A 13,622-nucleotide genomic window follows, 5' to 3' on the forward strand; every position below is an offset into this window, starting at 1 on the left:
TTTTAATTCTTAGAAAACGAACAACTGAATACCATGGCACCAAGGATCGAAATTGAGACACTTCACTTGTTCCCGGTTTTGGATGAGCTGCTGATTTCCTTGTTGTCTGAATTGACCGATGATGAATGGGGATTGCAGACTGTTGCCAAACTTTGGAAAGTAAAAGATGTTGCCGCTCATTTACTTGACGGAAATCTACGGGGTTTGTCCACTTCCAGAGACAACTATTTTGGGGAAAGTGCCGGAAATATCAATTCCCAGGAGGATCTTGTCAAATACCTTAACGGCCTAAATTTGTCTTGGACAGATGCTCTAAAACGGCTTAGTCCTAAAGTATTGATCTCTTTATTGCAGAATAGCGGTAAAGAGTACACTACTCATTTACAATCATTAAACCCATTCGAAAACGCAATTTTTCCAGTAGCATGGGCTGGTCAGACCGAATCGCCAAATTGGTTTCACATCGCCAGGGAGTACACCGAGAGGTTTCTGCACCAACAACAGATCCGAGACGCTACAGGTCGGCCGGGTTTAATGAAAAGGGAGCTTTTCTATCCGTTTATTGACACGTTAATGTGCGCTTTGCCGTATACCTTCCGCAATAATTCGGCAGATGAGGGCACAATAGTTTCAGTAGTTATTACTTCTGAAATCGGCGGACGATGGAATTTGGTTCAAAGCAATAGTCAATGGAATCTAACTAGAGATTTGGATCTGAAGCCAAGTGCTGCAGTGAAAATCGATCCAGACACTGCGTGGAAATTGTTTTCCAAGAGCTGGAGTCCTGATCATGTGATTGATCTTGTTGACATCCAGGGAGATCAGGTTTTGGGTAAGCAGTTGCTTAAGATGGTTTCGGTAATGGCTTGAAATATTTGTTATTTGAAGAGACGGCGCGATGTACATAAATTAACTCCGATACGCTGACAATTTTTTAATAGAAATTAATTACATTGTTTTTTCCTGTTCCCCTAATTTTCGCTGCGTATTTTAAATTAGGAAAAGCAAAGTGGGAATATCCCAAATAAGAAAACCAAGGAAACACCCATGAAAAAAGAATACCCAAATGGCCGCTCTATTCTTGCAGCAATGGTACTACTGCTCCTCCATGCGTGCAGCACACCGCAAGAAAATATAATGGAGCAGCAAAACATCCTGTTTATAGCAGTAGACGACATGAGTGACTGGGCCGGATTTTTATCCGGACACACGGGCATGAAGATCCATACGCCCAATATCGACCGGCTTGCTGCATCCTCCATGATTTTTACCAACGCCCATACGCCGGCACCGGCCTGTGCGCCCACACGGGCCGCCATTCTTACCGGCGTACATCATGCACGGTCCGGAGCGGAAAACGTACACTGGGGAGATGGCCCAAAGTGGCGGGATTTTGATGCGTTAAAAGACGTGCTAACCTTGGAGCAATTCTTTCAAAAAAATGGCTACAAAACGCTTGGCGCCGGCAAGATTTACCACAGTCAGGCCCCACCATGGACGCCAACTAGCCAAGTGGAACCAGCCAACTGGGATTTTTACTACCCAAGTCCCCATATTTCCCATCCTTTTCAGATACGTGCACCGGACGAAGTCATTTATCCGGAGGGCGTAGACAATGAAAATCGGCCCGGAGGCGGGGCAAACGGATGGTGGACATGGGGGGCGATTCCTGTTCCGGATGAAAAAATGGCCGACTACCACGTCGTGGATTGGGCAAATTACCAACTCAATCAGCCACACGACAAACCCCTTTTTCTGGCCGTTGGTATGTGGAAACCGCATGATCCATGGGAAGTACCCCAAAAATATTTCGACATGTATCCCCTGGAAGACATTGTGCTACCTGAACGTAAAGAGGATGACCTTGAAGACGCCTTCGATCACGGTCGCCGATGGATTATGAAATGGGTGTTGGATAACCAGCAATGGGAAAAAATAATTCAATCCTATGCCGCCTCAATTACCTTCTCCGACGCGATGGTTGGGCGGTTGCTTGATACCTTGGAGAAATCAGCTTATGCCGACAACACGATTGTTGTTTTATGGTCTGACCATGGCATGCACATGGGTGAGAAAGACAATATTGAAAAATTCACCCTTTGGGAACGATCTACGCGGGTACCTTTGCTGATTTCTGTTCCGGGCATGTCCTTGGGGGGGCAGCGGTGCGAACAACCAGTAAGCCTGATGGATTTGTATCCCACCCTGGTTGATCTGACTGGATTTGAGCAGCCCTCCCACCTGGACGGAAAAAGCCTGCTGCCGCAACTTAAAGACCCTACTACCAAGACATCCCCGGTTATATCCAGCTATAAATTTACTGGCCAAAACCAGCCGGGCGTAACCGGACATGCCGTAAGAAGCATGCGATACCGGTATATATATTATCCCGAGATCAACCTGGAAGAACTTTACGATCACGCGAATGACCCCAATGAATGGGATAATATGGCCTATAAAAAGGAGAATATACAGGTCATCGAAGATCACCGGAACGTGCTACTGGACATGTTGCCTGAATTGACCTGGAAAGAAGGTCCCCCGGAGGGCTATTCCATCGACAGCAACGGATGGGTAAGACGGGATAACTTTGAATCGTTTTGAAATCCGAATTAGATCAGATTCCCTTTTGATAAATAATTGACAGTGAATGCGTCATACGCTTTTTGCCAACTACCGAAATGATCGAAAAGAGGGTTTCTTTTAATCATGGCTGTACTGGCCAGCTTGTTATCTTTGATCAAGGATGAAGCATCCAGTTGGTTTCTGTACAAAAGGCAGGCTTGAGGTGCAATTTACAATTGTCAAAACTTGCAAAAAATGCAAGTTTTGACAATTCAAGTGGAAAAACCTGAATATATTTTACTGACTTCTTAATATATAGGAGGAATAGGAATTCAATCACCCCCCAGCTTTTCGTATAAAACGGCATCCTTATTCTTCGCTTCCCTGCCCCAATGAGAGAAAACCATTTGTTCACTTAGGAAAACAAAGCATCGGTACATAAAGCGTCCGGCCGAGTTCAAGGAAAAAAACAAGGAATTGCTATACCTTTCTGATACTGTTTATCAAATCCTCCTTGTACATCCTGCTGACCGGTATTGTTATTTTATTAATTTCAAGATGCCCATCTGCTACCGCATCCAGCTTTTTGATATTTACCACATAAGACCGGTGCACCCGCAAAAAGTCTTTACTTACCATCTTTTCGAAAAAAGCATTCAATGGACTTGTTATCGTGAAATTACGATCTGCCGTGATGATGTTACAATAGTTTCTCTCTGCTTCTATATAGAGTATTTCATCCAACATGACCTTAATAAGTTTACTTTGGCTCCGTATAAATATCCGGTCCTCCAAGGCCTCTACCACACCCGCACTGTTTTTCTCTTTCATATTTTCCTCTGCGATTTTCCCAACCACAAGGGCAATAGTCCTTTCAAGGTTTAGTTTATTGAAGGGTTTAGAAATAAAAGCATAAGGATGGGTTCCCTTGGCTTTTTGAAAGGAAGCTTCGTCTGAATTTGCCGTGAGGTAGATGAATGGTATGTCAAAAAAATTTTGGATTGATTTAACAGTTTCTATGCCGTCAAGTTTCCCTTTTAAACTAATATCCATCAATATGATGTCGGGGTGATTTTCCTTGGCATGGTTGATGGCGTCTTCGCCTCGTGATTCAATACCAGACACGTCGTAACCCAATTTGGAAAGTTGCAAAGAAATATTTGCAGCGATGATCATATCGTCCTCCACGATCAAAATTCTGATTTTATCGCTCATGCTGCTTTACCGATATGAAATTCAAAAAACACCTCTGTTCCCCTGTCTGTAATTAAGGTCATTTTCCCGTCTAATTGTTTGGTCAATAAACTGACGAGTTGGCTACCAAATCCAGTACCCTTTATTCCTGAATCAATATCAAACCCAATCCCATCATCGGTTACTTTCAAAAAAAGGTGTGAATCAGTTTCTGCAAGGGTGATTGTGATTTTTCCATTTTTGTTGTCAGGAAAGGCATATTTAAGTGAATTTGACATCAGTTCATTAACAATCAATCCTATCGGGATTGCACGGTCAACATCAAGTTCGAGTGCATCCATGGTACAATCCAAGGTAATCCTATGCGAAGCATTAAAGGAATTGATAATATATCCTCCCAGATCCAGAAAGTATTTTTTCATTTCAATGGCTGCAATATTTTCTCCCTGATAGAGGTTTTGATGAATCATTCCCATACTTTGCAACCTGTGTTGGCTTTCTGTCATGATGTCTTGAAGCTCTTGGTTATCAATCTCCGCCGTCTGTAGGGAAAGAAGGCTGGAAATGGTCTGTAGGTTGTTATTCACCCGGTGGTGAATTTCTTTTAGTAGAAACTCTTTTTCCCTGTTCTTTTTTTCGAGCAGTAAACTATACTTCTTTCTACGGATAAAAATCCTGTAAAGAAAAAACATAAAAATGATCATCAGCCCAGTCAAAATAAGGATAAAAACTTGTATGGTTGCCTGCTGCTTTAATTTTGCAGATTGCATTGAAATTGTGCTTTCTTTTTGGTTTACTTCCAATTCAGTTTGCAACTGGGCAATTCTTTGGTCCGCCTCCAAATTGAAAACAAGTTGGGTCAATTCGTGATATTTCTTATACGCATTAAATGCGTTGTTTATATTATTCTTTCCCTCATAGGCTTTACTCAATTCCTTATAAATAAGACCCAAGTGGTACCTATCACCGAAATCCTCCTTGGCCGTTCTGATGCTACTCCTCAAGTATCTTATGGCGGAATCAAAATCTCTTTCTTGGTTTTTTAATTTTCCCAGTGAGAGTAAAGAGCGCACAATCATAAAATCATTTTCCAGCAATTCAGCATATTTCAGCGCTTCTTGGCCTGATTTATCAGCCATTTCAAAATCCACAATTTGGCTATACAATTCCGTAAGGGCAATATAGGTGTCACTCAGGTTGTTGTAGAAACCGTATTTTTCACCGATCATGACCGATCGCTGAAAGTAGGTCAGTGCTTCTTCGAACCTGCCGAGCTCCACCAGATTATTGCCCAATACATGGAGGGTAAAATCATAATCCAGATCATTGAGACCTCTTTCTTCAAACATCGCTATTGATTTTAGGCCAAATTCAACTCCCTTTTCAAATTTTCCTTGTTTCCAAAACAAATTGCTCATATCCGAAAAGGCCATGGCCTTTGCCTTCAAATCCCCATATTTTTCTCCTAATTGAAGCGTTCGGGTCGTGTATTCGAAAGCCTTTCCAAGGTTCCCCCGTCGTTCATAAACGTACCCTAAATTGGTCAGTAGAAGCCAAGTCTCCGATTCAGGAATTTTTTCAAGAGCACTTCGAAGTACACGTTCCGCATCATCTAATTGCTCCATCCTTAACAAAATAGCACCTTGGGAAACCTGCATTCTTCCCTCCCAGAGTTCATTGCTGGCAACTCTGACCTCTTCCAGGCCTTTATTGATGATTTTCAATGATTTTTGAAGGTTTCGGGTATGGTAATGATAACCCAAGTCATTGATGGCCATAAACCGTAGCGTGTCAACATGGGTATGATTCAAGTATTCTTCCAAATGATCCAAGTAACTGGTGTCCAGATCATCCGTATCCAAAAAAATCCGCGCATACTGAATTTGGTCCTCGCGTTTGATATGGTGTGCGGGAAAATGAAATTGAACCAAAATCACCAAAACCAGTACAAAATTGCTCATACACTAAATATATAAAAAAATGTATTTAAAAATCAACTATTTGCATATTAAAATAGGTGATCGGAAAATAAACACACTCATTGGGACAATTTTGGGGTAGGTTCGTCCGAAACCCTTAGATAAAACAATAAATAAAATTGACATTGACCTATTAAAGTAACTCTCTTTACTTCTAAACAATCAAACCCATCTATCATGAAAATTTTCAAAACAATCTTAGCATCTGCATTCCTGCTGATATTAACAACCCTTCTTTCAATGGCACAGGAAGTAACGCTGGAATTTCAGAATGCAGCAAAAGCGATGGAAGTAGCCCAAACCTATGTGAAAGCACTTCAAGCTGGTGATGTGGCTACGATGAACGCTCAATTCGCAACAGGAGCCATGATTTATGGTTTGGGCGGAGGCTTGGACTCACTTACAGTGGCACAGCACAAAGAATATTACACCAATAGTACCAACCAATTCAAGCACAGCCTTTCGCAAGAGCTTTATCTGCCTGTCAAAGTTACCAATAACTGGAATGAAGGCGAATGGATCCTGTCATGGGGAACAAACACACTTACAAATAAGACAAGTGGGAAAATGATAGCGGTTCCATACCACACTGCCTCCCGTATGGAAAATGGTAAAATTACGTTTATGAGATACTGGTATGACATGCTCAATGTTCTACAAACGCAGGGGTTTAAGGTGACTTCTCCGGCTAACTAAGTAAATCACCGACCTAGTAATGTCATATTTCCTTTGGTGATCTTGAGATCGCCAAAGGGATTTATTTCCCCGCTCGACAGGAATTTTTCTGGCTTCTCTTGAAGGAGTTAACGCTGAAAAAAATTATTCCAATGAAATTTTATAGTAATCTTTTGAAGGTCCCATTTATTGTCATACTGTTATGTCTATTGGCTTCCAGTGTTTTTTCTCAAGGAATGATTCACGGAAAAGTTTATGATTCCCAAAAAAAAGGGATATCCTATGCAAATGTGCTGCTCAGAAATGAGCCTGATTCCTCCATGATTAAGGGGCCCATTTCCGATGAATCCGGAAACTATGTTTTTACGGATATCCCAAACGGGCAATACTTTGTGGAAGTAACGATCCTGGGATATGCCAGAAGCTATTCCCCGGTGTTCCCGTTTTTGGGGACTGAGAAAAATGAGTTGGCGGCTATCCTATTGAAGGAAGAAGATCAGAACCTCGATGAAGTGACGGTAACGGCCACCCGACCTCTTTTTGAGTTGGAACAGGGTAAAATGGTGGTAAATGTGGCGAACAGCATATCAGCAGCCGGCTTGTCGGTCATCGATGTGCTGGACAGGTCTCCCGGGGTAATGGTGAACAGACAGAGTAATTCGCTTTCCGTTTTAGGGAAAAACGGAGTGGTTATCCTGATGAACGGCCAACGGTTCAGAATGCCCCTAGAGGCGGCTTTTAAGATGCTGGCCGGTCTCAATTCAAGTGATGTCGAAAAGATCGAAATAATAACCGTCCCTCCAGCCAACTATGATGCGGACGGTGATGCCGGATTTATCAATATTGTGATGAAAAAAGATAATGATATGATAGGCACCAACGGTTCAGTAACCATCGGACAAGGCTATGGATCAGGCTATAACGGCAATATGAGCTTCAATCTCAACCATCAAGGTCCAAAATTCAGTTGGTTTGGTCTTTTGTCCACGACTTATGTAGATCAGGATCAGGAATGGGAACAATTTAGAGGCAACAACAACGGATTTGAAGACATTCGTATTGATACCTACACCGATCGGTTTTCCACGAGAAAGTCCATCAATTATCAGGCAGGGTTTGACTACAAATTGGGAAGCAAAACCATCTTCAGTGGCCTGGTCAGCGGCTATACTAACCGTTGGGATATGACCGCACCCAATGTCACAAAATCCAATTATTCCATCTCCCCGGATACCCTTTTTAGAATGACAACGGTAGAAGTTAATAAATGGAATCATATCATGGGCAATATCAATCTTCAGCATACATTCCAAAATGGTCAGGTCATCAGTACCAATGTAGATTACCTGACCTACAAAAATTCCAACCCATCGGGGTATACCATTATGAATTATGATGAATCCAATGATTTGATCAGTTCAGAAGAATTCAGAATAACCAAAGATACCCCCATTGAGCTTTGGGTGACAGATCTTAACCACTCCATGAAAATCGGGGAATCAGTAGCCGTAGAATCAGGTGTCCGGGGCACTTTTTCAAAATTCACCAATACAGTTAATTTCGAAGAAAAACTTGATTCAGATTGGATAATTAATCCCAATTTCAGCAGCGATGGCCTTCTCAATGAAGATATTCTGGCTGCTTTTTCCACAGCAAAAATTGAATTTGATGAAAAAACTACTTTAAATGCAGGGTTAAGGTACGAGAACACTAAAACCAACCTGACGACCGTTTCAGGAGAAAAAATCGTTGACAGGCATTACGGGGATTTCTTTCCAACGGCATTTTTATCCAGAAAAATAAATGCTGAAAACCTGGTACAGGTATCTTATGGACGCCGGATTACCCGCCCTACTTTCAATGAGATGGCACCTTTCGTGTTTTTTTCTGACCCTTTTACCTTTTTTGCCGGAAATGAAAATATACTACCTACCTATACCAACACCCTCAAAACAGATTATTCCTACAAAAGTTGGATTTTCTCGATACAGCATAGTATGGATAAAGATGTAATCGCACAATTTCAACCTACCCTAAATGAAGAGACCAACACCGTATTCCTTAAAACAGAAAATATCGACCAAAGGCAGACGGTATCTATGATTGTCGCTTTCCCCTTGAAAGTGACTTCTTGGTGGGAAACCCAAAACAACTTCACGGCAAATTATCAGAAAGTCAATTCAGAACTGAATGGAGAGGTTTATGATGTTGATCAGAAAGGTATTCAGGTAGTGCTCACAAATACCTTTGCACTTCCCAAAAAATACACCATTGAGTTGATGGGATATTATATGTCTCCCAGTATCATGGGATATTACAAGGTACTTTCGCGGGGCTTTCTCAATCTGGGAATCCAAAAAAACTTCGAAAAGGCCGGCATGTTGAGGTTATCCTGCAACGACATACTCGAAACCAGTCAACTCAGGTGGAGATCATTCGATGGTGCTGATTTGGAATTTATAGGTAGGTTAAAGTTTGAAAAAAGGGTGTTTATGGCTACCTACACCTACAAGTTTGGTAACAGCAAAATCAAAGGAACCAGAGACAGAAAAGTAGGCTCCCAAGAGGAACAGAGAAGGGTTACCAATTGATCATTTTTTCTAGGGAAAATAAATCTATGCATTCGGACAAAAAAGGGGTGGCTTCGTCCTTGATGGGTTTTATTTCCAAAAATCAAAAGGTAGTTTTAGTTAATACAGCCTTGAGCGTCTAGATTATATCATTAACAATTAAACAAAAAAATTATGAAAAATTTATTATTACTTATAATGATTCTTTTTGGCTTTCAGGCAGTCCAAGCACAAGGATACTATTTACCTGTATCCACAGATTCTGACGCCGCCAAGCAATATTATATGAATGTCAAGGACTATAAAAAATCAATCCAATATTATGAGAAAGCCCTTGAATTGGGTATGGAAGTTTCTCGGGAAAGAGCCGAGGAGGTTAGGCTCCTAATCGAAGAGAGCAAGTAAATATGTTAAGGAAAAAACCGGAAAAGACTCGACATAAAAGAAACAGCTAGTGGGTAGTAGAAAATGAAAAACAATATAAACATAAATTAACATGACCATAAAAAGTGGCACAATTACAAAAGGATTTGTTGTTGCCGGATTAATGAATATGGCAGTATTAGTTTTTTCAAGATTCTTTACTAATTCTGTTATTCCTGAAACTGATCCAGTTGTGATGTCAAATTTTGGATTATTAATGATTGTTGTTTGGGGCTTAGCCTATATATCAGTGGCAAAACATTACCCTAGCGTGAAATGGCTAATAGGAGTATTTGCTGTGGAAAAATTCATTTATGGTTTTATTTGGATAAAATGGATGCTTAATCATAATGTTTTGGATGTTTTTGCAAAAGATAAAATGGCGGGTATATACTTCGCTATTTATGGCGTAAATGATTGGATTTTCTTCATCTTCTTTATATTAGTATTCATCCGCTTGATTAAAGTGTGAAAAATTAATAAACACGGTGAACATCATACGATATGACGATCAGCAATTCCACAACAGCAAGGCCACCACATATTTCAACGTCTCAATCGGTTCACGGCTTAACAATAAAGGCTTGGCGTTGCCTGAGTTTTTGATCGAAATTGAATTGGAAGTAAATAAATAATGACTCTATAAACCTAAAATAATTAATCATGAAAACCCTAGAAGATAATATTAAAAAAGCAAGCCAAAACAAGTCCATTATAGAAGGACTTTACAAAGCTTTTGCTACAGGCGATATCCCGACAGTTCTGGGAATGATGGATTCAAATATAGTCTGGAATGAGGCCGAAGGCAATGCTTATGCAGATGGCAATCCATATAAAGGACCGGACGCTGTCTTGAACGGCGTTTTTGCCCGAATCGGTGCAGAACACGATTATTTTAATTTGAAGGACATCAAGCTGCACGAGATGTTCAACAATAAAGTGTTGGCCACCTTACGCTATGATGCCAAATACAAAAATGGGGGAATTTATGATGCACAAGTTGCACACTTCTGGACACTGAAGGATGGGAAAGTGATTGCTTTTCAACAATATGTGGACACCAAAAAACTAAATGATGCTTTGAATGAGTAAAACATATCCGGTCTCGGACTATACCCCGATGCGATTATCAGGATCCTAGAAAAAAATCCCCAATGGTCTATTTCAACAAGTTCGCAATCAACGACCTTGGAATCAAGTTCTAAACCGTCTAAGCACTCTACATCAGTTCATCAACCTGATCCTTGCTTTAAAGAAAATCATCATCGGTTAAAATCCAATACTTCAAAATTATAAACCCAAGTTTCCACACTTTAAACTAAATCAAAGCTATGAACGTGTCCGCTTATGCCGCCAACGGCCCACATGAAAAATTAACCCCCTTTTCTTACGAAATGGGAGAACTAGGTGCTGAACAAGTCGATATCCGGGTGATCAACTGCGGAATCTGCCATTCAGATCTCAGCATGATGAACAACGATTGGGGAATGACTGCCTACCCCATTGTACCTGGCCATGAGATCATAGGTGAAGTAGTCGCAGCAGGCAATGCTGTCAAAAATGTAAAGGTAGGGGACAAGGTCGGTTTGGGTTGGTTTTCAGGATCCTGCATGTCCTGCCATGAGTGTATGGATGGCGCACATCATCTCTGTACTTCTGCCGAATTCACTATTGGTGGGAGACATGGTGGCTTTGCTGACTATGTTCGTAGCCATTGGTCCTGGGCAATTCCCCTGCCTGAGGGTATCGACCTCGATAAAGCAGGACCCTTGCTTTGTGGCGGGATTACCGTGTTCAATCCGATCATTATAGCCGGAGTCAAAGCAACTGATAAAGTTGGCGTCGTCGGCATCGGGGGCCTAGGCCATATGGCGCTCAAATTCCTGAACAAATGGGGCTGTGAAGTCATCGCTTTTAGCTCCAACCCTGATAAAAAGAAGTCCATCCTCGAAATGGGAGCCACCCAGGTTGTGGATTCCACTAATACAGAGGAACTCGCAAAAATTGCCGGAAGTTTGAGTTTCATTCTCAATACGACCAATGTTACGTTGGATTGGAATTCGTATTTGACGGCGTTAGCCCCAAAAGGAAAGTTTCACAACGTAGGAGCGGTGTTGGAACCTTTGGCTATTCCTGCATTTTCTCTGATTATGGGAGAAAAGTCTGTCGCAGGAAGTCCTCTCGGGAGTCCGGCTCTGACACGAACCATGTTAGAATTTTGTGTTAGACATGACATTTATCCGATTATAGAAGAATTCCCCATGTCTCAAGTCAATGAAGCGATGCAACATTTGGAATCTGGAAAGGCGCGTTTCCGAATTGTATTGAAAAACTAACGGGTAGCAACATCCCAAGATCAAGCAGTTGTCGTCAAAGAGGGGTACGCCGAAAACCGATTTAGAGTAGGCAGATAGCAAACAATAGGATTTACTATGGAATCGTGGAAAGGTGACTTTCTCCACCCCTACGTCTCTGAAATACACAAAGGGAAACAGTTCACTGTTGTAACATCAACTTCATAGGATAGGTGTATTAAAAAGTATGAAAATATAGTAGAAATATGTAGTTTGTTGTATTCTAAATTTTTAGAATAAAACAAATTAATTAACCAAAAAATTAGTATAAAATACTAAAAATTTTGACTAAACATATTTTTATTTGTTTTTGTTTAAAGTTTAGTTAACTTACTCGTAGTTAGGTCATTAAACCCAACCTACCATGTCAATAAACAAACCCACCCAGCATTATGTTAAAGAAAATCGTTTTCGGAATCCTTATCCTCCTGATGGTAGTCATCGGAGGATTTGTCGTTTATGTCCAACTGAATTGGGATAAAACCTATGATATCCCCTACCCGGAACTTCAGGTAAGTACCGACTCCACAGTAATCGAAAGGGGAAAATACCTCGTACACGGTCCAGCGCACTGTTCCAACTGTCATGTAGGCAGCGTTGAGGAAATGATAGCGGCAGATGCCGGAGAAAATATCCCGTTAAAAGGTGGGGCAGAATTCCCATTGGGACCTATAGGCGTCCTCTATCCCAGAAATTTGACTCCCGACCCAACCACAGGTATTGGAAGATATTCAGATGCTGAAATTTTTAGAATGATGCGCCATGCCGTAAAGCCCGATGGAACGGCAACCTTATCCGTGCTGATGCCATTTTGGGATATGGCTGATGAAGACCTGATTGCAGTGGTATCCTATTTGAGAAGTTTGGCACCAGTCAAAAACGAAGTACCGGATAACGATTGGACGTTTATGGGTAAAGCAGTACGGGTATTGGCTTCCTCCTTTCAGCCGATCGAAAACCCCAAACCCTACCCCAAAGCACCTCCTATGGCACCTACCATTGAGCGGGGTGAATACATTTCCCGGTATGTGGCCAACTGTGTAGGCTGTCATACCAATAGGGATCAGATGACCTTTGAAGCAATAGGCCCTGAATATGCCGGCGGAATGGAATTTGAACCTTGGCCAGAATTTGCCCTGGCAGTGGGCGGAGATCCTGAAATTTGGTCGAGAACTCCCAACATTACCCCACATCCGAATAGTGCCTTGGCTAAATTCAAAACTGTGGAAGAATGGAAGGCAAGATTCCGTCAAGGTAGACTAATCAATATCTCACAAATGCACTGGGGACCTTTCTCTAGAATGTCCGATGAGGACTTGGAGGCACTTTATCTGTATTTGACAAGCTTGGGACCTTCTGATTACGATGTAGGAGAGTTGCTATTTAAGAAGTAGTTTAAACCAAGGTCTGGTTCAAAGCTCCAGGTCTGTGACGCACAGACCTGGACCCTAAATCCCCATTTTATAATAACGAAATTTATTCGACACCAGGGCCTACCTCACCACCTACCATTCCCTCCTCTTCACTCACTGACTTTCTTTTTACTGTCTAGCCTCAGCCTTTCTTACCAGAACCTGTCATTTTCACTTCTACAGTTCAAAATACTCGCATGTAAAGAAATGGCATAATCCACAAAATCCCTGTTTGGAATTCAACGGCGTATATTTTTGGATGGATAGGAGATAAGTTTGATGATAGCCTTGAAAATTATTTCACGTCCTCCATACTGTTTTATAGGACCGTGGTCGCAAACTTTGGGTTTTGACATACTATGATGAGGAACTCGGTAGGAAAATTGGAGTGTTTAGGCAACCCCATTTTGGGGAATGTTCTGGCGGGAAGATAAAGATTAACGGTCTGTA

The 13,622-nt window shown here is 41.5% G+C and carries 12 protein-coding genes; 10 read left to right on the top strand and 2 right to left on the bottom strand.

Features of this window, described 5'->3' with window-relative positions:
- Window positions 1–33 precede the first annotated feature (33 nt).
- Together FQ608_RS08360 and FQ608_RS08365 are read left to right on the top strand one after the other, a co-directional pair.
- Window positions 34–870, top strand: a complete 837-nt coding sequence (locus FQ608_RS08360) for a maleylpyruvate isomerase N-terminal domain-containing protein (RefSeq protein WP_158857392.1) — start codon at window positions 34–36, stop codon at window positions 868–870.
- 177 nt (window positions 871–1,047) lie between these two features.
- Window positions 1,048–2,604, top strand: a complete 1,557-nt coding sequence (locus tag FQ608_RS08365) for a sulfatase (protein ID WP_158857394.1) — start codon at window positions 1,048–1,050, stop codon at window positions 2,602–2,604.
- A 441-nt stretch (window positions 2,605–3,045) separates the two neighbouring features.
- On the opposite strand, the gene FQ608_RS08370 is transcribed toward FQ608_RS08365, so the two are convergent.
- Both FQ608_RS08370 and FQ608_RS08375 read right to left on the bottom strand, forming a co-directional pair.
- A complete protein-coding gene (locus FQ608_RS08370; protein WP_158857396.1) occupies window positions 3,046–3,780 on the bottom strand; it encodes a LytR/AlgR family response regulator transcription factor in 735 nt (244 codons plus the stop codon).
- The gene (locus tag FQ608_RS08375) at window positions 3,777–5,720 is read right to left on the bottom strand and encodes a histidine kinase dimerization/phosphoacceptor domain -containing protein (protein WP_158857398.1); all 1,944 of its coding nucleotides are present in this window, start codon (window positions 5,718–5,720) and stop codon (window positions 3,777–3,779) included. Before FQ608_RS08375 ends, FQ608_RS08370 begins: the two co-directional genes overlap by 4 nt.
- A gap of 195 nt (window positions 5,721–5,915) precedes the next feature.
- On the opposite strand from FQ608_RS08375, the gene FQ608_RS08380 reads away from it, so the two are divergent.
- From FQ608_RS08380 to FQ608_RS08415, 8 genes are all read left to right on the top strand, one after another.
- Window positions 5,916–6,434: a nuclear transport factor 2 family protein gene (locus FQ608_RS08380; protein ID WP_158857400.1), complete on the top strand. Its 519-nt coding sequence runs from the start codon at window positions 5,916–5,918 to the stop codon at window positions 6,432–6,434.
- Window positions 6,435–6,565: 131 nt separating this feature from the next.
- Complete coding sequence (locus tag FQ608_RS08385; protein ID WP_158857402.1) at window positions 6,566–9,004, top strand: TonB-dependent receptor domain-containing protein; 2,439 nt, start codon at window positions 6,566–6,568, stop codon at window positions 9,002–9,004.
- A 153-nt stretch (window positions 9,005–9,157) separates the two neighbouring features.
- Window positions 9,158–9,388 (top strand): hypothetical protein, encoded by a 231-nt coding sequence (locus tag FQ608_RS08390; RefSeq protein ID WP_158857404.1) that lies wholly within the window; start codon window positions 9,158–9,160, stop codon window positions 9,386–9,388.
- Window positions 9,389–9,479: 91 nt separating this feature from the next.
- Window positions 9,480–9,878, top strand: a complete 399-nt coding sequence (locus tag FQ608_RS08395; protein WP_158857407.1) for a hypothetical protein — start codon at window positions 9,480–9,482, stop codon at window positions 9,876–9,878.
- 16 nt (window positions 9,879–9,894) lie between these two features.
- Window positions 9,895–10,041 (top strand): hypothetical protein, encoded by a 147-nt coding sequence (locus FQ608_RS08400; RefSeq protein WP_158857409.1) that lies wholly within the window; start codon window positions 9,895–9,897, stop codon window positions 10,039–10,041.
- A 28-nt stretch (window positions 10,042–10,069) separates the two neighbouring features.
- Window positions 10,070–10,498, top strand: a complete 429-nt coding sequence (locus FQ608_RS08405; RefSeq protein ID WP_158857411.1) for a nuclear transport factor 2 family protein — start codon at window positions 10,070–10,072, stop codon at window positions 10,496–10,498.
- 239 nt (window positions 10,499–10,737) lie between these two features.
- Entirely contained in the window at window positions 10,738–11,742 is a 1,005-nt protein-coding gene (ahr, locus tag FQ608_RS08410) for an NADPH-dependent aldehyde reductase Ahr (RefSeq protein ID WP_158857413.1), read from the top strand.
- 410 nt (window positions 11,743–12,152) lie between these two features.
- Entirely contained in the window at window positions 12,153–13,154 is a 1,002-nt protein-coding gene (locus FQ608_RS08415) for a c-type cytochrome (protein ID WP_158857415.1), read from the top strand.
- Window positions 13,155–13,622: the final 468 nt, after the last annotated feature.

The sequence above is a fragment of the Lunatibacter salilacus genome, assembly GCF_009797935.1.
Lineage (GTDB): Bacteria > Bacteroidota > Bacteroidia > Cytophagales > Cyclobacteriaceae > Lunatibacter > Lunatibacter salilacus.